The sequence below is a fragment of the Mesorhizobium sp. ES1-1 genome (genome assembly GCF_020164785.1).
Classification (GTDB): Bacteria; Pseudomonadota; Alphaproteobacteria; order Rhizobiales; family Rhizobiaceae; genus Mesorhizobium.
In genome coordinates, this window is record NZ_JAIUGX010000012.1 from 81,344 (window position 1) to 102,810 (window position 21,467).

Sequence of the window (21,467 nt, forward strand, 5' to 3'; positions counted from 1 at the left end):
CAGAGCCTAGGCCTGCTCGGTGCGCGCGGCGCGACGACGACGCTCTGCCTTCTGGCTGTGCACGATACGGACACGCTTGACGCGGCGCGGATCGGCATCGAGCACATGGAACTCGAACCCTGGTATGGCCTGCACGACCTCGCCCCGGGCCGGGACGCGGCCGAGCGTGTTGAAGATCATGCCGCCGATCGTGTCGACATATTCGCCATGCTCGCCCGCAGCGAAATCCTCGCCGATCATCTTGGCAACGTCGTCGATCTCGGCCTTGCCGTCGACAATGTACACGCCGTCACCGCTCTGGGTGATCATCGGCTCGTCGTCGTCATGCTCGTCCTCGATGTCGCCCACCACCATCTCGACGATGTCCTCGAGCGACACGAGGCCGTCCGTGCCGCCATACTCGTCGATCACCAGCGCCATCTGCGTGCGCGTTGTCTGCATGCGACCCATCAGATCCGAGGCAAGCATCGACGGTGGCACGAACAGAACCGGACGGATCAGGTTCAGGTCACCGATGGTGCGCGCGAGGTCGACCTGGGCGAGGTCCAATTGAGTAGCGACCGGAATCTTCCTCGACGTCCGGCCCTTCCTGACGCGCGCGATCTTGGTGATATGGGCCAGCACGTCCCTGATATGGACCATGCCGCGCGGGTCGTCGAGCGTCTCGGAATAAACCGGCATGCGGGAATGGCCGGACTGCTCGAAAGTGCCCAGCAGATCGCCCAGCGTGGTCGTGATCTCGACCGCCTCGATGTCGGCGCGCGGTACCATGACGTCCTCGACACGCACCTCGCGCAAGCGCAGGATATTGTTGAGCATGGCGCGTTCGCCGGGCGAGAATGATTCCGCATCGCTCGTCGTTTCCGCAAGCGCGCCGGCGATTTCCTCGCGCAGGCTGGTTCCGTTGCGGTGACGGAACAGGCCAATCACGCGGTCGAACAGGGAAGGCCCGGCAGGCGATGGCTCGCTGGCTACGCTGACGGTACTGGGACTTGATCCCTCTTCCGATGTCTCGGAAGCCTTGGTCGCACTGCCGGCTTCGGGGCGGGCGGCAGTCTCTGGTTTGTCGTTCATCGTCGTCCGGTCAATTGTCAGATGTAGTTACGCGTAGGGATCGGGGATGGCAAGCCTCGCAAGCGCTGCGCGCTCGATGGCCTCCATCTCTTCAGCCTCGGCATCGGTCTCGTGATCATGGCCGAGCAGGTGCAGCAGGCCATGGATGACGAGATGGGTGATATGGTTCTCGACGGGCTTGTCTTCCAGCGCGGCTTCGCGTGAAACCGTCTCGGCGGCCAGCACTATATCCCCCAGCATCGGCGGAAGCGGCTTGCCCTGCACATAGGGAAAAGCTGGGAAAGACAAGACGTTGGTTGGTTTGTCCTTGCCGCGCCAGCCGGCATTGAGGGTCTGGATATGGGCGTCGTCGGAAAACACGATGCTGAGTTCGGAATGCCCCGTCACGCCGGTCTCGGCGAAAGCGGCATCGACCGCCCGATCGACCAGCCGCGTCAGGCTGACCTCATTGGGCCAGGCGCCCGCCTCGATCGATATGTCGATGTCGACGGGGGAATGCCCGTCGACGGATAGTTTGTCCTCAGGCATGAAGTCGCATCGCCGGGATCAGTTCTCGGCACCGAGGCCGCGCGCGAGCTTGGCGTCACGGTCGTAGGCCCTGACGATTTCAGCGACGAGCGGGTGGCGGACGACGTCGACATCGTTGAAGCGCACGGTCACCGCGCCCGCCACGCCGTCGAGCACTCGCAGGGCTTCGACAAGGCCGGATTTGGTGCTCGGGGGCAGGTCGATCTGGGTCGGGTCGCCGGTGACGATCATCCGCGAATTCTCGCCCAGGCGCGTCAGGAACATCTTCATCTGCATTGGTGTGGTGTTCTGCGCCTCGTCGAGGATGACGGCCGCGTGCGCCAGCGTGCGGCCGCGCATGAAGGCGAGCGGCGCGATCTCGATGACTTCGGCGGCAATGGCGCGCTCGACCTTGTCCGCCGGCATCATGTCGTAAAGCGCGTCATAGAGCGGACGCAGATAGGGATCGACCTTTTCCTTCATATCGCCCGGCAGAAAGCCAAGCCGCTCGCCGGCCTCGACCGCAGGACGCGACAGGATGATGCGTTCGACCATGCCGCGTTCCAGCAGCATCGCCGCATGCGCCACAGCCAGATAGGTCTTGCCCGTGCCGGCCGGACCGATCCCGAACACCAGTTCCGACCGTTCCAGCGCCCGCATATAGGCGTCCTGGTTCAACGACCGGGCATAGATGGTCTTCTTGCGGGTGGATATCTGCGCGGCAGAGACCTTGCCCTTGCGCTCCAGCGTCGGCAACGTCAGCTGGTCATCGGCGGCCATCGCCATGCGAACCGCGCCGTCGACGTCCGACTGGCCGATATCGACGCCTTTCTGCAGAATGCCGTACAGATTGTCCAAGGCCCTGCGCGCCTGCTCGGCTGCCGGAGCGGAGCCCTTGATGGTCAACTGGTTGCCGCGCGAACGAATGTCGACGCCGAGCTTCTGCTCAAGCCGGGCCAGATTCTCATCGAACTGGCCGTAAAGTGCGCTGGCAAGCTTGTTGTTGTCGAAAGTCAGAACGATGTGCGCCATGTCAGAAGCGCCAGACGCCGGTACCGGGGGCAGGTTCTTCAGCTCTGCTGCGCTCAACCGTCTCTCCTCATCTGCCGAGACCCTCAGGCCAATTCGGCGAACAGGCTATTGTAGCCCGTCTTCGTGATTCGTACCTTGATAATGTCGCCGATTTCGCCGGCCTTTTCATCAACAATAACCGGCTGCAGCCAAGGCGAGCGTCCAACCTTCTGGCCAGCCTGGCGGCCAGGCTTCTCGATCAGCGTGTCGATGACACCGCCGACCAGGCTCGACCCAAAATCCTGCTGCTGCTTGAGGAGCAGGGCCTGCAGCCTTTGCAGTCGCTCGTCCTTGACGGCTTCCGACACATGATCGGCCATCTCGGCGCCCGGCGTGCCAGGGCGCGGCGAGTATTTGAATGAGAACGCCGAAGCGTAGTTCACCTGGCGCACCAGATCCATGGTCGCCTCGAAATCGGCTTCCGTCTCGCCGGGGAAACCGACGATGAAATCGCCCGAAAGCGCAATATCGGGCCGAGCGGCACGGATGCGGTCGAGCAGCGCCAGATAATCCTTCGCCGTATGCCGCCGGTTCATTGCCTTGAGGATGCGGTCGGACCCCGATTGCACCGGCAGATGGAGATAAGGCATCAGCGCCGCCAGGTCGCGGTGAGCCGCGATCAATTCGTCATCCATGTCGCGCGGATGGCTGGTGGTGTAACGCAACCGCGCAAGTCCGGGAATTTCGGCCAGCCTGGACAGCAGCCGGCCAAGACCCCACTCCTTGCCATCCGGCCCCTGCCCATGCCAGGCATTGACGTTCTGGCCAAGTAGGGTCACCTCGCGCACGCCGGCCTCGGCTAGGCGCTCTGCCTCGGCAACGATCCGCGCCGCCGGCCGCGATACTTCGGAGCCCCTGGTATAGGGCACCACGCAGAAGGTGCAGAATTTGTCGCATCCCTCCTGCACCGTAAGGAAAGCCGTGACACCGCGCTTGATGATTTCGGCGCGCTCGGGCCGCGGCAGGTGGTCGAACTTGTCTTCGATTGCGTAGTCGGTCTCGACGATCTTCTCGCCGCCGCGCACACGCGCCAGCACGCTGGGCAGGCGGTGATAGGTCTGAGGGCCGATGACCAGATCGACGGCCGGCGAGCGGCGGATGATCTCGGCGCCTTCGGCCTGCGCCACGCAGCCTGCGACGCCGATCACCATCTCACGGCCCGTCGAGGCGCGTTCGGCCTTCATGTCGCGGATGCGGCCGAGTTCGGAATAGACCTTTTCGGCCGCTTTTTCCCTGATGTGGCAGGTGTTGAGCAGCACGAGATCGGCCTCGCCAATGGCATCGGTGGCGGTGTAGCCGTCGGCGGCCAACGCATCGCCCATGCGCTGTGAATCATAGACGTTCATCTGGCAGCCATAGGTCTTGATGAAGACCTTTTTCGCCGTCGTCGGGAGCATCGCGGGCTCCCCGGCTGCGCCGCCGATGCCGTCGCTTTTAATCGTGTTCAAGTCCATCCGCCGGCTTCTAACGCCTTTTGATGACAAAAAACAGACGGATTCTCGGGATGCGCTCTGCAGGCGCCAGGCTCCGCTATCGGCTCGGGAGCGGATCGGTGAGCGCAGCCTGCACCATGGCGCTCACCTGTCTTTCCATCAGTTTGGCTATTTCCTTGCGGTTCGAGCCCTTGGAAAAGGTGATCGCCTCGCCGAAATGGACCTCTACGTCGAGAGCGCCCTCGGCCATCAGCACCTTGAGATGCGGCATCAGGTCCTCGTCCCCGATCCAGGCGGCAATCGTGCGGTGCCTGCGGCCGAGCGGCACGCCATGCAGGCGTGTATAGACGATCGCCACCGGCTGGATGAAGACCTGCTGGGCGGCACCTTCCGTAATCGCCATCGAAGCGGCGCCGAACAGCGTGCTCTTGAACGGCAGGATCATGTTGCCATCGCCCGTCGAGCCCTCGGCGAACAAAACCATGGCATCGCCCTTGGCCATGCGGCTGCCGATTTCGCTGGCCTGATCGCCTGAGGAGCGCTTGCGCTCGCGCTCGATAAAGACGGTGCGCTGCAATTTCGAGAGCATGCCGATCAGCGGCCAGCCTGCCATATCGGCCCTGGCGATAAACTTCACATCGGCAAAGGAGCCGAGAACCATGATGTCGGTCCAGGAAATATGGTTCGCTGCCACGAGCAGAGGACGGTGCTCCGACAGTGCTCCCCTGACATGGATGCGCATGCCGAGCGCCCGGATGATCATCCTGTGCCAGATCTTGAGGATCACGGTTTCCGGCCACCAGCCGGTCTTCATCGACAGGATCTGCAGAGGGACCAGCACAGCTGAGCCGGCGGCGACAAATCCCAGCGCCAGGATAATCCTGATTTTCTTGATCATCGCCCTACCCCGGCCTCTGGCTAGCGAAGATCGCGGCGCATGACAAGCGCGCCGGTCGGTCCGTGCTCGGGCGATCTGTAGTAATTCGGCCGCTTGCCCACCTCACGAAAGCCAAGCCGCCTGTAAAGCGCGATCGCAGCGGCGTTGGTCTCGTCAACCTCGAGGAACAGCGCCTCGGCGCGTTGCGCGTGCAGTTCGCGCAGCACCGCGTCCATCAGTTGCCAGCCCAGCCCCTGCCGGCGATGCGACCGCGCGACCGCGACGGTGAGGATTTCGCCCTCGCCGGCCGCGAGCCTTGCCAGCACGAAGCCGACAGGCGGCTTGGCGCCCTGCCCGGTTTCACGCGCTGCATAGCCGAACACGGTGCCCTGTTCGAGCAAGGCGGCGAATTCTCCGTCGCTCCAGGGGCGGACGAAATCCTCACTATGCAGCAGCGAGACCGCCTCGCTGTCGGCGATCTTCAACGGCTGCAGCGCGTAGTCCCGGCGGCGACCATGGAGGAAAGGAATGCGCATTAACTCCGTTGCCTCGACAAAATGAATCCGGCCTGGGGCTTTGCGTCGGCGCCGCGCAGATAGAGCGGCTTCGGCCTCTCGCCGGCGCCTTTGGCGGCGGCGCGACGGGCGTAGGTCGCGATATCAGCGGTCGGTGTCCGAGGACCGACATCAAAACCAACTCCGGTCGATGCAGCGATTTGCGCGGCGGCGGTGCCGGCCAGCACCACGGAATGCTTCGTCGCCATGGCGACCGCCTCAGGCAGTGCGATCACTGATGGACCGCAAGTCAGGTCTGACTTTTCGTTGTACAGAGCGGCGTGGATTTCCTCTCGTCCGGCATCGAGCGCGACGAGCACGGCGCGGCCCGGAAATGCCGATGCCGCATCCGCGGCCAGCGCCTCGAGCGTCGTCACGCCGATGGCCGGGATGTTCAGAGCCAGCGCCAGCCCGCGCGCCGTCGAGACCCCGACGCGCAGGCCGGTAAACGACCCAGGGCCGACGGAGACGGCGATGGCGTCGAGACCGGCATAGTCCATTGCCGCCTCCTTCAGCGCTTCGGCAATGACAGCCATCAGGTGTTCGGCATGGCCCTTGCCGAGATCGAGCACCGAGCGGCCGAGCTCCCGATTCGCCGCTGCGTCATAGACGCAGGCGGCGCATAGATTGGCGGCACAGTCTATGGCAAGCAATTTCATGAAGTGCCCAGTTCAAGAACCACGCTTCCTCTGCCCGCCATGGCGTGCCATCGCAAGAGGATAGTGCACAATTGTTAAGCGGCTTGGTTTCAGCCGGGCGGACAGCGGCCTAGGCGGCCGGCTCGATGCGCAGCATGTGGTTGTCCCACACATAGTCCGGTTCGGATCGCGTCATACCGCTTCTCTCGACGATCTCGCCGGCGCCGGTAGTGGCCATGAAGCCGGTTCTGTCTGGCGCAAGGCCGCAGACTTCGACCAGCGCGCGGTTTGAAACGGCGCGTCCGCTCGCCGCATCGAAGACAACGAGCGAATTGCCTTCCGGCGAGGAGACCGCCACGGTGCCGGCGGCAGGATTGGCGGAGACCGAGCCGATATAGTTGCGCAGGGCGGAAAGAATTTCCGACGGCATGTCCAGCAGTTGTAATTCCTTGCCGCGCGCGGCGCGGCCGACCAGCAACGGGCTGTCGGTTCCCGGTCCCCGGTACTGGCAACCGAACCAGACGGTGCCGGACCGGTCGGTATCCATGTGGCGGATGGACAATTGGTGCAGGGCCGACGGCAGTTCGTGCTTCTCGATCAGGTCGCCGGTGACTCGGTCGATCAGCACGTAAGACGGCTTCATGGTAGCGATGTTCAGTTCGGCGCGACCATAGTCCGGATGGGTCTCGATGCCGCCATTGGCAACGGCGATTGTCCTGCCGTCACCAAGCAGAAGCAATTCATGCGGCCCCATGCCGTAGGTCGGGAATTCGCCGACGCGGCTGAACTTCGCCCGCGCATCATAGATTCCGACTACGCCGGCCGCGTTGTCGAAATCATTTTCGGTGGCGTAGAGCAAGGCGCCATCGGGGGAGAAAACGCCATGGCCGAAGAAATGGCGACCGCTGATGCTGGCGATGGTGAGCGGCGCGGCGCGGCCGGTGTGATCGAAAACCACGGCGAAAGTGCCAGGCTGGCGGGCAAACACAACAGACCGCTTCGATATGGGATCGAAGGTGACGTCGTGGCCCCGATCTGGCAGGTCGATCGCATGCAAGACCTTGCCGGCCTCGGACAGGACCGCGGCGCCGAAACTGCCGTCGCGCTTGACGAAAGCGGTGGCGAAGATGGCATCCGCCGCGAGCGTGGCTGCCCACGCCGTCGGTGTCATGGCCGAAGCGAGCCCGATGCCCGCCGCCTTGAGGAAATCGCGGCGATCTATCAGGGACGTTTTCAAGATCAATCCCCGTCCAGCGACGAGAAGCCGGCGGTCAGGCCGAATTCGGCGGTCAGCCTGGTGCCGATCAGGGTCGACAGGCTAGAGGTGATCAGCGCGAAATGGTCGAGCGTGTCGCGCAGTCTCGGGTCGCTGAGCGTCTTGTCGATCGGACCCTGAACAGACTTCGCGGTTGTGACGCCGTTGACCAGCTGGATATGGATCGATTCCGCCATCCAGCGTGCGTCGGAGGGCAGCGCATCGCCAAGCTTCGAGGCCTGGAAGAGGTCGTCCATTCCCGACAGATTTCCGGCCAGCGACCTGGTGGTGTTGCGCGAGCGCCAGTAAATCGCCTGTTTCGGCCTGTCGGCATCCGGCCTGCCGCCGAAGAACGCTTTCAGGCGCACGTCGCGAACCATTTCGAGCTCATTGATGAAGACGCCGACCAGTTCGGTCACCGCTTCATTGCCGTCGCGGTAGAGCGCGTTTTGCGGCCCCGGATTGGCCCACAGAGCGGCAAACCCGTCCGGCTTGTTCCAGGCGTCGCTCACCTCGTCGGCCATGGTTTCGATGTTGCCTGCGATCGCGGCGCCGTAGGCGCAGCGGTAGGGATCGTCCCTTCCCGCCAATGTATCGGCGCCGTCGCCGTAAAGCACGAACTCGAGCGCGCCGAGCCCCTGCATGCCGACACTCTTGCCGGCGAGCCGCTGCGGATCGGTGGCGGTCGGGTCCTTGTCCGCCATGGCCGCCTGCACCTGTCTCAGGCCGATGCTCTTGCGGTCGGGCCAGAAGAGCATGCGTTCCAGCCGGTTGTTCTCCTTGATCGGCCCGAAGGTGATGATTTCGGCCGATGACCAGGCATAGACAGTGGCGTCGAACGCCTTGCGTGCCACGTCGAGCTCCGCTTGTGAAGGCGAGGCGCAGAGCTTGCGCATCGAACCGGTCAAATTCCGGGCGTGATCATGCAGGCTGGCATAGGCCGGGCGGACAAAGCCATCGATCGACCGCTGGATGATTTCGGAAGCCTTCACCGCTGCACTGGCCGGGAAGACGCCCAGCAAGGCCAAGGGAAAAACCAGGAGCAGCACGAAACGCTTGAGCATCAAAGGGACTCCAGGAATTTGATCAGCGCATCGCGATCAGCCGCGTCGGCGCCTGCGAAACCATCGCGTGCCTTGCGTGCCTCGCCATCATGCCACAGGATGGCCTCGGTCAAGCTGCGGGCGCGGCCGTCATGCAGGAAAAATTCATTGCCGTTGACAGTCGCGGTGAGACCTACGCCCCAGAGCGGCGGGGTGCGCCACTCACTGCCCGTCCCGTCGCCGACGGCCTGACCGTCCGCCAGACCGGGTCCCATGTCGTGCAGCAGGAAGTCGGAATAGGGCCAGATTAATTGGAAGGCCTGCGCCTTGTCGGGCGTATCGCGCCTGGTGACGAATTTGGGCGTGTGGCAGGACACGCAGCCGATCTCGTAGAAGATCTTCTTGCCGGCGAGAACCTGCCGTGCGTCGATATCGCGACGCGCCGGTACGGCCAGGTTTCGTGAGTAGAAAGTGACGAGATCCATCACCGGCGCCGGAGCCTCGGCAGGGCCGAGGCGCTCCTGAGCGCCGTTCGGCATTGCGAGGCACTTCACTTCCGCGGCTGTGCAATCGCCCCAGTGTTTCGGCTCTTCCGGCGTCGAGATGCCGATGTCGCCGGCAAAGGCATCCGCCGCCTGCTGGCGAATCGACGCGGTCTGCGCCTTCCAGCCGAAACGGCCAATCGTCAACTCGCCGCCCGCGCCATTACGAACGATGTTCGGCCTTCCGGAAATGCCATCACGGTTCCGGTCATCGGGATCGGCAAGGGCGAGAATATCCGCCGGCGCAATCTGCTCGATCAGGCCAAGGCCGATCATCGGCGGTGTCAGGCGTGGCGACAGCGTGGTGCGCGGATCAAGCGGCCCATAGGCGAGATCGATGGCCGAGTAGGTAGGTTTGCGCAGCTCGACCACTGCGCCGTCCGCCAGCGTCACCTTCCGTTCCTGGTAATCGACATGCATCCTGCCCTCGCCTCGCAGGCCGGGCACGGCCAGTTCCTGCAATTGCGTGCCGTAGACCGGGTCGGGGAAGTTTAGCGCGCGCTTGTCGGCGATCTCCGCACGTTCTTCATCGTCGCTGGCCTCGCGCGCCAGTCGCAAGAACATGGAGGTGGTGCCGGCGTCGCCCTGTGGAGGACGCCCGCGGCCATCCTTAAGGTGACAGTTCTGGCAGGCGCGCTCATTGAACAGCGGTCCGAGCCCGTCGGAGGCCTGCGTCGAAGACGGCGAGGACACCCAGTTCTTGCGGAAGAGCGCATTGCCGAGCTTGAAGGTGCTCTCCTCCTCGAAGCCGATATTGGCCGAGGATTGCGAGAAGGAGTCACGGCTGACGTCCTTTCGCGACGTGCCGGCGCCGCCCTGCATCAGCTCGAACTGTTCGGGCTTTGCAAAATCCGATGTCGGCCTGGTGATGGCGTTGACGCGCGCCTGGTCTTTCGCAGACAGGTCGGTGCGCGCGGTCGCAAGGACGGAGGGCTGGAGATCACCCGCGATAGCGGATGACGTGAGCGCCAACAAGAGGAAGACACCGCGCGGGCGTACCGATCCGGCGAGCGTTTTGCGAAGGGGCGGCAAGCCATCGGCTCGCCGCGTGCGGCGCATGAATTCTAGCAGGCGCCGCATTCCCGCATGCCCTTACTCCGCTTCGTCCGCCGATGCGGCGTTGAGCAGGCCGTATTTTTCCTCGCCGATCGAGGCAAGCAGGTCGAGCTGCGTCTCCAAGAAGTCGATGTGCCCTTCCTCGTCGGCCAGCAATTCCTCGAACAGCTTCATCGTCACGTAGTCGCCGGCCTCGTTGCAGATCTCGCGCGAACGCTTGTAGGCGGTACGCGCGTCATATTCCCCGGCCAGATCGGATTCGAGAACTTCCTTGACGTTCTGGCCGATGCGCAGCGGCGCCAGGGATTGCAGGTTCGGATGGCCTTCCAGGAAGATGATGCGAGCCACGAGCCGGTCGGCATGGTGCATCTCCTCGATCGATTCAGCCCGCTCCTTCTTTGCCAGCTTGGCGTATCCCCAGTCCTCAAGCAGGCGGAAATGCACCCAATACTGATTGACCGCACCGAGCTCCAGAAAAAGAGCCTCATTAAGCCGCTCTATGATCCGCGCATCGCCCTTCATGATGTTTGCTCCCGTATTGGCCGCGCAGGCTCCTGACACGATCCAGGTGTGAAACGATATCCACGCCGCTGGTCTGCGAGCGGGCGTGATAATTTTCGGTGACCCGAATGATCGTTTCGACCACATTTGGGAAGCAGCCGCAACAGCGGCCCCGCTTTTGCATCGTGTGGTAGACTTTTGCCGGCACGATGAGTTGCCAGGGGTCCTTGTCCAGCAGATCTATGATGGTCTGCTCGACCTCCTTCTCGGTTATGATGTTGCAATGGCAGATCAGCATCTTGGTGCCCGGCTGGCTGACGGCGCCTCTCACGCCGTGTGGCTTGTTCCTTCCTGGAGCCCATTTGAAACCGAGTCATACGGCTCCAGATCGGGCTCCAGCGTTATGACTTACCGAAGCCTATGATTTTCAGTTTTCACTGAAAGACCTTGTCCGGCGCGTCGAGGCTGTCGGACCCCTCGAAGGCGATGGCGTTGAGCTTCAGGGAGCCGACGGCACGTTCGATCGATTTGGTCTGGTCTATCAGCGCGTCGATCGCTGCCTGCACGGTAGCGTTGCCCTCGGCATTGCCTTCCGCGATCTGCTGGTCGTAGGCCTCGCCGGCCTCGGCCCGGGCCTTGATGGCCTCCATCTTGGCGACGGTGACGTCGAGCTTGTCCGACAGTTCCTTGTCGATGGCCGGATCGGCCGCCTTCACCATATCGGCGACCGAGGGGCCGGAGACGACGGTGCCGTCGAGCCTTGTATAGCTGGCATGGTAGGCGGCGCGGATACCGACAGCGTCGTTGAGATGAGAATTGTAGGTGTTGTCGGAAAAGCAGTCATGCTCCTCTTCCGGGTCGTGCAGTAGCAGACCGAGCTTCATGCGCTCGCCGGCCAGTTCGCCGTAGGAGAGCGAGCCCATTCCGGTGAAGATCGTCGCGACGGCGGTGTTCGGCTCGCCCTCGAGGAGGGCCTTGCGCGCGGCGCCATCCTGCTTCCAATCGCCGACCATCTCCTGAAGGTCGGAGACCAGGAGATCGGTGGCCGACTTCAGATACTGAGCGCGGCGATCGCAATTCCCGCCGGTGCAGTTCTTAAAATCATAGTCCGTGTAGGGACGCTCGCCGGCACCGGGTCCGGTGCCATGCAGGTCCTGGCCCCAAAGCAGGAATTCGATGGCGTGATAGCCAGTGGCGACATTGGCCTCAATGCCGCCGGCCCCCTGCAGCGTGCCGGACAGGAAATCCGGCGTGAGGTTCGTCGCATCGACCTTCTTGCCGTTGATCTCGATCTCCTTGTTGGCGATCACATTGGCCGTATAGAGCGCGTTGGCGTCCGATTCGGCGCCGTAGCTCTTGGCGACATAATCGATCAGGCCTTCATCGAGCGGCCAGGAGTTCACTTTCCCTTCCCAGTCGTCGACGATTTTGTTGCCGAACCGGTAGACCTCGGTCTGCTGGTAGGGAACGCGCGAGGCCTTCCAAGCGTCGCGGGCGGCAGCGAGCGTCTCGGCCGACGGGCTTGCCAGCAGGGCGTCGACAGCCTTGTCGAGCGCCTGAGCGGTGGTCAGCGAATCCTCGTATTTTGCCAGCGCGATATCGGAGTAGGTCGTGATGACCGCCTTGACATCGGTTTGCGCCTTTGCCGGCAGCACAAATATCGCTGCCGTCAGCAGCGCCGTGGCGCCGATCGCCGCAAGCCTGCCGCCATATCGTGCCGTCATTATCGCTCTCCAGTTCCTGGGAAATTCCATAAATGGCGCGCGCGCAAAACCGCGCCGGGCCGTGGGGGTGCCGTGAGGCGCAAGACGTGACGCGCTGTTGCGCGGTCCGCGGAAGAAAGACATCCAAATGCCTCCAATCGAAAGGGTTCAAGGCCCAACCATTAAAGGGATGCGCCGGGGCGCGAGCCCTCATAAAGCGGCGCGGCTTCACGAAGTCAACGAAAATCGGCAGGAAAAGCCAATTGAAACAATAGTTTAGAATTATTCTAAACTGTAACTATCAACTTTATGCATGCTTTGGCCAGCTGCGCTGCGGAACTGTGCAGTTGACAGGCGCCATTCCGGGTGCGACCCGCAAACGCATCGTGGCGGCGGCGTCAGACAATCGCGGCGTGGCGAGCGCAGCTACGATCGAATCGGGATTTGAATGCGATGAAGAACGGGGTTGTCATTGTCGGTGCGGGTCATGCTGGCGTGCAGGCGGCCGCCAGTCTGCGCGAGGACGGCTATGACGGACCGGTGGTCCTCGTCAGCGACGAGAACGAACTGCCATACCACAAGCCGCCGCTCTCGAAGACTTTCATCAAGGACGGGGATGCCAGGCCACAGCCCTTGCGTGGGGAAACCTTCTACACGAGCAGCGCCATCGACTTCCGCCCCGGCATCAGGATCGAGCGGATCGATGCGGGGCGGCGGCTCCTGGACATTGCCGGTGGCGGGACGCTTGCCTTCGACCATCTGGTAATGGCGACAGGATCGCGCCCTCGCGTCCTGCCGCTGCCGGGTTCTGACCTGTCGGGCGTGGTGTCGCTTCGCTCGCTGAACGATGCACGGCAAATCCGCGAGCTCAGCGCGCGAAGTGACGAGGTCGTCATCCTCGGTGGAGGCTTCATCGGGCTTGAGATCGCAGCGACGTTGAAAGCCGCCGGCCGTGCGGTGACAGTGGTCGAAGCGGCTGATCGTCTGCTCGGCCGCGCCGTGGCGCCGGTGGTGGCGGGCCATGTCCGCCTGCGGCTGGAAGCAACCGGGGTGCGCATTCTCACCGGCACCACGATTGCAAGGCTGGAAGGGGAGAACGGCCATGTCGCGGCCGCGATAACATCGACCGGAGAAAGACTGCCGGCGCACATGGTCATCGTCGGCGTCGGGGCCGTGCCCAATGTCGAACTGGCGCAGGAAGCCGGCCTCGCCATCGCCAATGGCATCCGCGTCGATCACCAGATGCGCAGTTCGGCGCCGCAGATCCTCGCCATAGGCGACGCGGCCTCCTACCGGCACTGGTTCACCGGGGGTGACGTGCGACTGGAATCGGTACAGAACGCCACCGATCAGGCGCGGCTCGCCGCGCGCACCATATCAGGCCATGTGGATGCATACTCGGCCGTGCCGTGGTTCTGGTCCGACATCGGCGACATGAAGCTGCAGATGGTTGGGCTGACCGCCGGCGGCGACAGCCATGTCGTGCTGGGCGACCTGCCAGAGAACAAGTTCTCGATCTATCACTTCGCGGGAGACCGCCTGCTCGGCATCGAATCGGTCAATCGTCCCGGCGACCACATGCTCGGCCGCAAGATGCTTGGCGCGGGCTTCTCGCCCAGGCCCGAGACAGTGGCCCTCGGCCCAGAAGGGCTGAAAGCGGCCTTGGCCACGTTTCAGCAGAATGGGGCGGCTAGGGCTGCGGGCTAGGCGCCCTTCCCTCCCCTTGTCATGGCCGTCGCGAAGCATTGGGGTGCGCCGGGCGCCGCCCCAAAGCGGCCCCCACGGGGGTCCGTATAAGGCTAGGCGGCGCAGACTTCGCGGATCGCGCTTTCCAGGATGTCGAGCGCCTCGTTCATGACCTCGTCCTGGATGGTGATCGGCGCCAGGAAGCGAATAACGTTGCCGTAGACGCCGCAGGTCAGCAGGATCAGCCCCTTGTCCAACGCCTTCAGCCGGATCGCGTTGGCGATCTCGGCCGACGGCAGGCCCTTCTTGACGTCGTTGAACTCGACCGCGTTCATGAAGCCGAGACCCCTTATGTCGACGATCTCCGGCACGTCGTCACGGATCGACTGCAGCCGCTGCTTCAGCCGGGCGCCCAGCGTGTTGGCCCGGTCGCATAGTTTCTCGTCCTCGATCACGTCGAGCACGGCGTGGGCCGCCGCCACGCCGATCGGGCTGCCGCCATAGGTGCCGCCGAGGCCACCCGGACCTGGAGCGTCCATGAGGTCGGCGCGGCCGGTGACTGCAGCCAGCGGGAAGCCGCCAGCCAGGCTCTTGGCCAAGGTGGTGATGTCGGCCGCCACCTCATGATGGTCCATCGCGAACATCTTGCCGGTTCGGGCAAAGCCTGTCTGCACCTCGTCGGCGATCAGCAGCATGCCATGCTGGTCGCAGAGCTTGCGCAAGGCGGTCAGGAACTCACGCGGCGCGTCGTAGAAGCCGCCCTCGCCCTGAACCGGCTCGATGATGATGGCGGCGACGCGGGCGGGATCGACATCGGCCTTGAACAACCGGTCGAGCGCGGCCAACGAATCGGCCACCGTCACGCCGTGCAGCGGCACCGGGAACGGCGCGTGGTAGACGTCACTCGGCATGGCGCCGAAACCGACCTTGTAGGGCACGACCTTGCCGGTTAGCGCCATGCCCATGAAGGTGCGGCCGTGGAAGCCGCCGCCGAAAGCGATGACCGCCGGCCGCCCGGTGGCGTTGCGGGCGATCTTGACGGCGTTCTCGACCGCCTCGGCCCCGGTGGTGACGAAGATCGTCTTCTTCTCGAAATTGCCGGGCAGCATGGCGTTCAGCCGTTCGGCCAGCCGCACATAGCTCTCATAGGGCACCACCTGGTGGCAGGTGTGGGTGAAGCGGTCGAGCTGCGCCTTGACCGCCTCGATCACCCTGGGATGGCGATGGCCCGTGTTGACGACAGCGATGCCCGACGAGAAATCGATATAGCGACGGCCCTCGACGTCCCAGATCTCCGAGTTCTCTGCCCGGTCGGCATAGATCTGCGTGGTCATGCCGACGCCGCGCGAGATCGACTGGTTCTTGCGTTCGGAAATGGCTGCGTTGTTCATGATATCCCTCATCGGGCCCGCGCCCGTTCTCATTCGGTGACCGCCTTCTGATCTTATTTCACATTTTGCTCAAGCCGGCACCAGCGGCAGGCGATTGGGCCTGAGCCCGGCACGGGCTGCCGCCTCGACCATCCACATCATCCATTGGGGACCAGCATACGCCCCGGATTTGCCGCTTCCCTATGGATGATGGTTGAGGACCAAGGAGCCGAAGATCGAGGACGCACCGCCTGCCCTTGGGAGTGCGAGCTTTTACAAGGTCGAGTCTAAGCCCTGTCGATCATTCGTTGTCGTTGGAGGGGGCAGGTAGCGACTTGGCCCGCTGCCGGGGGACGAGGCGGAGCTGCGCCAGGCGTGCCAGCCTTTCGGCAAATCCACCAACGCCGGATGCTCTCGTCAAGCCTAACCACCGTTTGCAGGGCGACGACCATTATCTCACGTTCGTCCTTGTTGCGGGCGTCGCTGCCGTGGAATTGCCAGCTGCCGCCTTCATCGTTGAAGCTGTCATCGTCGTCGGCTTCATGCACAACATAAGCGATCCAATCGCCACTTCTGAAAATGCCTTCGTCCGACAGCACGGCGACATTGGGCGGATCCGCAAACGTCCATTCCTCCATTGGAATTCCCTAAAGACGATTGGTTCGCACAGGAAGACGGGTCAACCGGTTCTCACAAACCCCTCGGACGCCCGCAACAGGTTGCGCGTATAATCTTCGGTGACACGGTGTCCGACAAGCTGGGCCGCACTGAGACTCTCCACTGCCTTGCCGCTCTGCATGACCATCAGCCGTTCGCACATATGGGTGATGATGGCGAGGTCGTGGCTGACCATCAGGAAGGTCAGCTTACGCCGACGGCGGACCTCTTCCAAAAGGTTGAGCACTTCCGCCTGCACCGAAGCATCCAGCGCCGAGGTCGGCTCGTCGAGCAGCAGGATCGAGGGTTCGAGGATAAGAGCGCGCGCGATCGCCACGCGCTGGCGTTGGCCGCCCGACAGCTGATGCGAATATCGGAAACGGAAACCATTGCCGAGCCCGACCTCGTCGAGCGCCCGCTGGATGCGCTTTTCGCCGTCGGCGAAACCATGGATGGCCAGCGGCTCCTGCAACAGGCGGTCGACGGTCTGGCGGGGGTGAAGCGACCCATAGGGATCCTGGAAGACCATCTGCACTTCGCGGTAGAACGCCTTGTCGCGGCGCGCGCCGAGCTTCTTGCCATTGACCGTGATGCTGCCCGAAGCGACCGGCGCCAGGCCGGCGATGGCCCTGAGCAGCGTCGATTTGCCCGAACCGGATTCGCCGACAAGACCGAAGGACTCGCCCGAATTGACTTCGAGGCTGACGCCCTTCAGCGCGCGGAAACGGTCGAAGATCACTTCGAGCCCGTCGACGGTGATCGCGGCCGTCATGCCGCCCACTCCGCCTTGCGGTCGAGCACGGGCAGCGGATGCCGTTCGAAGCCGATCCTGGGCATGCAGTTGAGCAGGCCGCGCGTATAGGGATGCTGCGCCTGGCTCAATTCAGACGCCTTGAGTTGCTCGACCACCTTGCCGGCAAACATGACGATGACGCGGTCGCAAAAGGACGAAACCAGCCGCAGATCATGCGAGATGAAGATCAGCCCCATGCCGCGCTCGCTGACCAGCCTGTCGAGGATGCCGAGCACGTCGAGCTGCACGGTGACGTCGAGCGCCGAGGTCGGCTCGTCGGCGATCATCATTTCAGGACCGGCGATCAGCATCATGGCGATCATGGCGCGCTGGCCCATGCCGCCCGACACTTCATGCGGATGTAGGTCGAAGACCCGGGCCGGATCACGGATCTGCACGGCTTCGAGCATGGCAAGAGCCCGGTCGCGCGCCTCCGCCTTGCCGACCTTCTCATGGGTGCGAAGCGTCTCGACGATCTGGCGGCCGATGCTCATCACTGGATCGAGCGAATATTTCGGATCCTGCAGGATCATGGCGATGCGTTTGCCGCGCAAAGCCCGGCGCTCGCGCGGCGAGGCGGCGAGCAGATCGACGCCGTCGAAGGCGAGCTTGCTCGCCGATATCCTGGCCTGCGGCGGTGTCAGGCCCATGATGGCGCGGCCGGTCTGCGATTTGCCCGAGCCAGACTCGCCGACAATCCCCAGTCGTTCGCGCCCCAGCGAGAACGAAACGCCGCGCACTGCCTCGATCAGCCCGGTGCGAGTCGGAAAGGTCACGCGCAGATCATCGACGTCAAGCAGTGTCCTGCCGCTCATTGGTCGCCGCTCCGGGGATCGAGCGCGTCGCGCAGGCCGTCGCCGAGCAGGTTGAAGCCGAGGCTGACGATCAGGATGGCAAAGCCCGGCGCGCCGGCCACCCACCACTGGTCGAGCACGAAGCGTCGGCCCGACGCGATCATCGTGCCCCATTCGGGCAGCGGCGGTTGCGCGCCGAGGCCGAGGAAGCCGAGACCGGCGGCGGTCAGGATGATGCCGGCCATGTCGAGCGTCACGCGCACGATCAGCGAGGAGATGCAAAGCGGCATGATGTGGCGCAGCACAATGCGGAAGGGCGATGCTCCCATCAATTGTACCGCCTTGATGTAATCGGAATTGCGCACGGTCAGCGTTTCCGCGCGGGCAATGCGGGCATAGGGCGGCCAGGATGTGATGGCGATGGCCAGCACCGCATTCTCGATGCCCGGGCCAAGTGCTGCTACAAATGCCAGCGCCAGGATCAGCTTGGGAAAGGCAAGGAATATGTCGGTGACGCGCATCAGCACGGCATCGATCCAGCCGCCGGCATAACCGGCGACGGTGCCGACCAACAGGCCGACGGGTGCCGCGATCACCGCCACAAGGATGACCACATAGAGCGTCCAGCGCGAGCCATAGAGGATGCGCGAGAGGATATCGCGGCCGAGATCGTCGGTGCCGAACCAATGCTCGGCGCATGGCGCCAGCAGGCGCGAACCCTTGAGGTCGCCGAAGGTCGGCGAATAGGGCGCCAGCACGCCGGCAAGGGCGGCGATGACCAGCAGGGAGATGATGATGAGCAGCCCGAGAAACGCTAGCCGGTTGGCGGAAAAGCGGCGCCACGCCACATAGGCGCGCCCAAGCCGGGCCTGCATGCGCGATGCCGGCCGTTCGCTGAGCAGCCAGGCGCGACGGCTCTCGATCGTGTCCGCGCTCATCGAACCTTCGTCCTCGGGTCGAGCACGCGGTAGAGCAGGTCGGACAGGAGATTGATGCCGATGAAGACCGAGCCGATGACGATCGTGCCGCCGAGCACCGCATTCATGTCGGCGTTCTGAAGGGAGTTGGTGATGTAGAGGCCGATGCCCGGCCAGGAGAACACGGTCTCGGTCAGAACCGAGCCTTCGAGCAGGCCGGCATAGGACAGGGCGATCACCGTGACCATCGGAACCGCCGCGTTGCGCAGCGCATGGCCCCAGATGATGCGGGTTTCGGAGAGCCCTTTGGCACGCGCGGCGACAATGTATTCCTGGGTGAGTTCGTTGAGCATGAACGAGCGGGTCATGCGGCTGATGTAGGCGAGCGAGAAATAGCCGAGCAGCGCGGCCGGCAGGATGATGTGGCGGAAGGCGTCATGGAAGACGTCCCACTGCCCCTGCATCGCGGAATCGAGGAGGTAGAAGCCGGTGATCGGCGTGAAGGTGTATTCGTAGACGACGTCGAGCCGCGCCGGGAAGGCAACCCATTGCAGCTTGGCGTAGAACAGCACCAGCGCCAGCAGCCCGAGCCAGAAGATCGGCACGGAATAGCCGACCAGCCCGATGACGCGTACGATCTGGTCGATGACGCTGCCGCGTTTGACCGCCGCAAGCACGCCCAAGGGCACACCGAACAGCGCGCCGATCAGCGTGCCTAGCGTCGCCAGCTCGGTCGTCGCCGGAAGGGCGCGCCTGATATCGGTCATCACCGGATTGGTGGTCAGCACCGAGGTGCCGAAATCGCCGTGCAAGGCGCTTGTCACATAGATGTAGAATTGCTGGATCAGAGGCAGGTCGAGACCCATTTCGCGGCGCGTGCGCTCGACGACATTGGCCGGCGCCCGGTCGCCCAGAACCGCCAAAACCGGGTCGATAGGAATGACCCGGCCGATGAAGAAGGTCACCGCGAGCAGACCGAGATAGGTCGTGATCGCGATGACCAGGAAGCGGCCGAGCGATGATGCAAAGGCGGCGGCACGGGCGCTGCCGCGCCCGGCCCCGTTTTCAACCGCGCTCATGCGGCGCGTCCGCGGGCGCTACTCTTTCGAGACCGGGCCGACGAAGTTGCTGTCGAAGCTCGGGCCGAGTGCGAAGCCCTTGAGGTTCTTGCGCAGGCCGGCCACTTCAAGCTGCTGATGGATGACGACGAAGGGGCTGGTGTCCAGGATCTTCTTTTCGAGATCCTGATACATGGCGGCGCGCTTGCCGGCATCCTTCTCCAACAGAGCCGCTTCCGTCTGCTTGGTCAGGTCCGGAATGTCCCAGGCGTTGCGCCAGGCAAGCGTCTTGGTCTTGCCCGCATCAGAATTGTCCGGGTTCGAGGCAAAGGTCTGCGCATTGGAGTTCGGATCGAAATAATCCTGGCCCCACTGGCCGATATAGATGTCGTGGTTTCGGGCGCGGTATTTGGTCAGCGTCTGCTTGCCATCGCCGGGGATGATCTCGAGCTTGATGCCGGCCTGGCCGAGCGTCTGCTGGATCGATTCGGCCATCCCTGTCGTCGGCTGGCCGTTGCGGACGTCCATGGTGACGCTGAAACCATCGGCGAGACCGGCCTTGGACAGCAGTTCCTTGGCCTTGGCCACATCGAGCTTGAATGGGTTTTCGTCAAGTTCACCCAGAACGCCCTTGGGCAGGAAGGTCTGGTGGATCTCGCCGATGCCCTTGAGGATGGTCGTGCTCAGCGCGTCATAGTCGACCAGATATTTGAAGGCCTGCCGCACTTCGGGCTTGGCGAGGTTCGGGTTCTTCTGGTTGAGGCTGATGTAGTAGACCGTGCCCTTGGGCGCGCTGGTGGTGGTCAGGTCGGCGTTCTTTGCGATGGCGTCCAGGTCGTTCGGCTCAAGATTGCGGGCGACGTCGATGTCACCGGCCTCGAGCGCCAGGCGCTGACCCGAGCTTTCCTTCATGTTGCGATAGATGACGCGGGCAAGCTTGGCCTTCTCGCCGTAGTAATTGTCGTTGCGCTCAAGCACAACAGCCTCGTTGGCACGCCATTCGCGCAGCTTGTAGACGCCGGAGCCCGCGTAGCCGGTCTTCAACCAGGCATTGCCGAAATCGTTGTCGTATTTGTAGTCGGCGGTGGGTGCCGCGGTGACGACATGTTCCTTCACCACCTTGCTGTCGACAACCGAAGCGACGGTGGCCGAAAGGCAGTTCAGGACGAAGCTCGGCGCATAGGCCTTGTCGACAGTGAACTGGAAGGTCGCGTCATCGATGGCCTTGGCTTTCTCGGTGACGTTGTCGCCGCTGATGCCGAACTGGCCGATGATGAAGGCTGGGCTCTTGTCGAGCTTGATGACGCGCTCGAACGAGTAGGCGACGTCAGCCGCGGTGATCGGGTTGCCCGAGGCGAATTTCAGACCAGGCCTGAGCTTGAAGGTGTAGGTCAGGCCGTCGTCGGATACGGTCCAGCTTTCGGCGAGGTCGCCCTTGACCTTGGACGTGTCGGCGAGGTCGAGGCGGACAAGCAGGTCGTAGGTGTTGCCGGTGACCTCGGCCGTCGACAGTTCGAACGCCTCGCCCGGATCCATGGAGATGATGTCGTCGATCGCGAAGCCTTCGACCAGCGTGTCGGCGGGCGTAACGGCACCGGCCGGCGCGCCGGCCAGCAGGAGCGCCGACATGGCCGCACCGGCGAGCAGGATACGAGAGCGTAGAGCAAGCTTTTCCATCATCATGGTGATCGTTCCCTGTTTTGTTGTTGACCTGAGTTCCCGGCTCAAGGTTCGGAATTGATTGCAGAACCCAGCAATACAGCCCTGCGACCCCTTACCGTCGCGGTTTTTGTCCAGTTGGTCAACACCAATCCGGCGGCTCCCAAACTGGTACGGAGCATTCGCGCGACACCGTATTGGAGCAGAGTGTACGGGGTCGCGTCGACGCATGCGCCGGTCAATTGAGCCAGCCGATCGGAAAAAATCTGCTAGTTCGGG

General features: G+C 63.5%; 20 protein-coding genes and 1 pseudogene. 1 reads left to right on the plus strand and 20 read right to left on the minus strand.

Annotated elements, in window-relative coordinates; all coding sequences use genetic code 11:
* Positions 1-6 precede the first annotated feature (6 nt).
* The 13 genes from LB513_RS20215 to LB513_RS20275 form a co-directional block, all read right to left on the minus strand.
* The gene (locus LB513_RS20215; protein ID WP_224665282.1) at positions 7-1,074 is read right to left on the minus strand and encodes a hemolysin family protein; all 1,068 of its coding nucleotides are present in this window, start codon (positions 1,072-1,074) and stop codon (positions 7-9) included.
* Between the two features lie 27 nt (positions 1,075-1,101).
* Positions 1,102-1,602 (minus strand): rRNA maturation RNase YbeY, encoded by a 501-nt coding sequence (gene ybeY, locus LB513_RS20220; RefSeq protein WP_224665283.1) that lies wholly within the window; start codon positions 1,600-1,602, stop codon positions 1,102-1,104.
* A gap of 18 nt (positions 1,603-1,620) precedes the next feature.
* Positions 1,621-2,613 (minus strand): PhoH family protein, encoded by a 993-nt coding sequence (locus LB513_RS20225; protein ID WP_224665409.1) that lies wholly within the window; start codon positions 2,611-2,613, stop codon positions 1,621-1,623.
* A gap of 83 nt (positions 2,614-2,696) precedes the next feature.
* Positions 2,697-4,106: a tRNA (N6-isopentenyl adenosine(37)-C2)-methylthiotransferase MiaB gene (gene miaB, locus LB513_RS20230; protein ID WP_411962729.1), complete on the minus strand. Its 1,410-nt coding sequence runs from the start codon at positions 4,104-4,106 to the stop codon at positions 2,697-2,699.
* 76 nt (positions 4,107-4,182) lie between these two features.
* Positions 4,183-4,983: a lysophospholipid acyltransferase family protein gene (locus tag LB513_RS20235; RefSeq protein WP_224665285.1), complete on the minus strand. Its 801-nt coding sequence runs from the start codon at positions 4,981-4,983 to the stop codon at positions 4,183-4,185.
* A 20-nt stretch (positions 4,984-5,003) separates the two neighbouring features.
* The gene (gene rimI / locus LB513_RS20240; RefSeq protein WP_224665286.1) at positions 5,004-5,498 is read right to left on the minus strand and encodes a ribosomal protein S18-alanine N-acetyltransferase; all 495 of its coding nucleotides are present in this window, start codon (positions 5,496-5,498) and stop codon (positions 5,004-5,006) included.
* Positions 5,498-6,175 (minus strand): tRNA (adenosine(37)-N6)-threonylcarbamoyltransferase complex dimerization subunit type 1 TsaB, encoded by a 678-nt coding sequence (tsaB, locus tag LB513_RS20245; RefSeq protein WP_224665287.1) that lies wholly within the window; start codon positions 6,173-6,175, stop codon positions 5,498-5,500. The genes rimI and tsaB overlap by 1 nt, the downstream gene beginning before the upstream one ends.
* 109 nt (positions 6,176-6,284) lie before the next feature.
* Positions 6,285-7,391, minus strand: a complete 1,107-nt coding sequence (locus LB513_RS20250; RefSeq protein ID WP_224665288.1) for a DUF1513 domain-containing protein — start codon at positions 7,389-7,391, stop codon at positions 6,285-6,287.
* Positions 7,392-7,393: 2 nt separating this feature from the next.
* Positions 7,394-8,473, minus strand: a complete 1,080-nt coding sequence (locus tag LB513_RS20255) for an imelysin family protein (protein ID WP_224665289.1) — start codon at positions 8,471-8,473, stop codon at positions 7,394-7,396.
* Positions 8,473-10,074 carry a di-heme oxidoredictase family protein gene (locus tag LB513_RS20260; RefSeq protein WP_224665290.1) on the minus strand — a complete coding sequence of 534 codons (1,602 nt, stop codon included), beginning with the start codon at positions 10,072-10,074 and terminating at the stop codon, positions 8,473-8,475. Before LB513_RS20260 ends, LB513_RS20255 begins: the two co-directional genes overlap by 1 nt.
* A gap of 12 nt (positions 10,075-10,086) precedes the next feature.
* On the minus strand, positions 10,087-10,572 hold the full coding sequence (bfr, locus tag LB513_RS20265) for a bacterioferritin (RefSeq protein ID WP_224665291.1): 486 nt from the start codon (positions 10,570-10,572) through the stop codon (positions 10,087-10,089).
* On the minus strand, positions 10,538-10,849 hold the full coding sequence (locus LB513_RS20270) for a (2Fe-2S)-binding protein (protein WP_224665410.1): 312 nt from the start codon (positions 10,847-10,849) through the stop codon (positions 10,538-10,540). Before LB513_RS20270 ends, bfr begins: the two co-directional genes overlap by 35 nt.
* A gap of 136 nt (positions 10,850-10,985) precedes the next feature.
* The gene (locus LB513_RS20275) at positions 10,986-12,275 is read right to left on the minus strand and encodes an imelysin family protein (protein ID WP_224665292.1); all 1,290 of its coding nucleotides are present in this window, start codon (positions 12,273-12,275) and stop codon (positions 10,986-10,988) included.
* 432 nt (positions 12,276-12,707) lie between these two features.
* Here LB513_RS20275 and LB513_RS20280 point away from each other — a divergent pair, with 432 nt between their 5' ends.
* Positions 12,708-13,961: an NAD(P)/FAD-dependent oxidoreductase gene (locus LB513_RS20280; RefSeq protein ID WP_224665293.1), complete on the plus strand. Its 1,254-nt coding sequence runs from the start codon at positions 12,708-12,710 to the stop codon at positions 13,959-13,961.
* 92 nt (positions 13,962-14,053) lie between these two features.
* On the opposite strand, the gene LB513_RS20285 is transcribed toward LB513_RS20280, so the two are convergent.
* The 7 genes and pseudogenes from LB513_RS20285 to LB513_RS20315 form a co-directional block, all read right to left on the minus strand.
* A complete protein-coding gene (locus tag LB513_RS20285) occupies positions 14,054-15,331 on the minus strand; it encodes a 4-aminobutyrate--2-oxoglutarate transaminase (protein ID WP_224665294.1) in 1,278 nt (425 codons plus the stop codon).
* A gap of 266 nt (positions 15,332-15,597) precedes the next feature.
* Positions 15,598-15,948, minus strand: a complete 351-nt coding sequence (locus LB513_RS20290; RefSeq protein WP_224665295.1) for a hypothetical protein — start codon at positions 15,946-15,948, stop codon at positions 15,598-15,600.
* 41 nt (positions 15,949-15,989) lie between these two features.
* Positions 15,990-16,739: an ABC transporter ATP-binding protein gene (locus tag LB513_RS20295; RefSeq protein ID WP_224665296.1), complete on the minus strand. Its 750-nt coding sequence runs from the start codon at positions 16,737-16,739 to the stop codon at positions 15,990-15,992.
* Positions 16,736-17,572 (minus strand): annotated as a pseudogene (locus tag LB513_RS20300) (ABC transporter ATP-binding protein); the annotation flags it as partial. The pseudogene LB513_RS20300 and the gene LB513_RS20295, both read right to left, overlap by 4 nt.
* Complete coding sequence (nikC, locus tag LB513_RS20305; RefSeq protein WP_224665298.1) at positions 17,572-18,492, minus strand: nickel transporter permease; 921 nt, start codon at positions 18,490-18,492, stop codon at positions 17,572-17,574. The gene nikC and the pseudogene LB513_RS20300, both read right to left, overlap by 1 nt.
* Positions 18,489-19,550, minus strand: a complete 1,062-nt coding sequence (locus LB513_RS20310) for an ABC transporter permease (protein WP_224665299.1) — start codon at positions 19,548-19,550, stop codon at positions 18,489-18,491. The genes nikC and LB513_RS20310 overlap by 4 nt, the downstream gene beginning before the upstream one ends.
* A gap of 18 nt (positions 19,551-19,568) precedes the next feature.
* Complete coding sequence (locus tag LB513_RS20315) at positions 19,569-21,212, minus strand: ABC transporter substrate-binding protein (protein WP_224665300.1); 1,644 nt, start codon at positions 21,210-21,212, stop codon at positions 19,569-19,571.
* Positions 21,213-21,467: the final 255 nt, after the last annotated feature.

Excerpts from the sequence above, each read along its gene's own strand:
- LB513_RS20310 (WP_224665299.1), bottom strand. The coding sequence starts at position 19,550 with ATGAGCGCGGTTGAAAACGGGGCCGGGCGCGGCAGCGCCCGTGCCGCC.
- rimI (WP_224665286.1), bottom strand. The coding sequence starts at position 5,498 with ATGCGCATTCCTTTCCTCCATGGTCGCCGCCGGGACTACGCGCTGCAG.
- LB513_RS20285 (WP_224665294.1), bottom strand. The coding sequence starts at position 15,331 with ATGAACAACGCAGCCATTTCCGAACGCAAGAACCAGTCGATCTCGCGC.
- LB513_RS20235 (WP_224665285.1), bottom strand. The coding sequence starts at position 4,983 with ATGATCAAGAAAATCAGGATTATCCTGGCGCTGGGATTTGTCGCCGCC.
- LB513_RS20260 (WP_224665290.1), bottom strand. The coding sequence starts at position 10,074 with ATGCGGCGCCTGCTAGAATTCATGCGCCGCACGCGGCGAGCCGATGGC.
- miaB (WP_411962729.1), bottom strand. The coding sequence starts at position 4,106 with ATGGACTTGAACACGATTAAAAGCGACGGCATCGGCGGCGCAGCCGGG.
- LB513_RS20295 (WP_224665296.1), bottom strand. The coding sequence starts at position 16,739 with ATGACGGCCGCGATCACCGTCGACGGGCTCGAAGTGATCTTCGACCGT.
- ybeY (WP_224665283.1), bottom strand. The coding sequence starts at position 1,602 with ATGCCTGAGGACAAACTATCCGTCGACGGGCATTCCCCCGTCGACATC.
- LB513_RS20315 (WP_224665300.1), bottom strand. The coding sequence starts at position 21,212 with ATGATGATGGAAAAGCTTGCTCTACGCTCTCGTATCCTGCTCGCCGGT.
- LB513_RS20275 (WP_224665292.1), bottom strand. The coding sequence starts at position 12,275 with ATGACGGCACGATATGGCGGCAGGCTTGCGGCGATCGGCGCCACGGCG.
- LB513_RS20225 (WP_224665409.1), bottom strand. The coding sequence starts at position 2,613 with ATGGCGCACATCGTTCTGACTTTCGACAACAACAAGCTTGCCAGCGCA.
- LB513_RS20270 (WP_224665410.1), bottom strand. The coding sequence starts at position 10,849 with ATGCTGATCTGCCATTGCAACATCATAACCGAGAAGGAGGTCGAGCAG.
- nikC (WP_224665298.1), bottom strand. The coding sequence starts at position 18,492 with ATGAGCGCGGACACGATCGAGAGCCGTCGCGCCTGGCTGCTCAGCGAA.
- LB513_RS20255 (WP_224665289.1), bottom strand. The coding sequence starts at position 8,473 with ATGCTCAAGCGTTTCGTGCTGCTCCTGGTTTTTCCCTTGGCCTTGCTG.
- LB513_RS20280 (WP_224665293.1), top strand. The coding sequence starts at position 12,708 with ATGAAGAACGGGGTTGTCATTGTCGGTGCGGGTCATGCTGGCGTGCAG.
- LB513_RS20215 (WP_224665282.1), bottom strand. The coding sequence starts at position 1,074 with ATGAACGACAAACCAGAGACTGCCGCCCGCCCCGAAGCCGGCAGTGCG.
- LB513_RS20290 (WP_224665295.1), bottom strand. The coding sequence starts at position 15,948 with ATGGAGGAATGGACGTTTGCGGATCCGCCCAATGTCGCCGTGCTGTCG.
- bfr (WP_224665291.1), bottom strand. The coding sequence starts at position 10,572 with ATGAAGGGCGATGCGCGGATCATAGAGCGGCTTAATGAGGCTCTTTTT.
- tsaB (WP_224665287.1), bottom strand. The coding sequence starts at position 6,175 with ATGAAATTGCTTGCCATAGACTGTGCCGCCAATCTATGCGCCGCCTGC.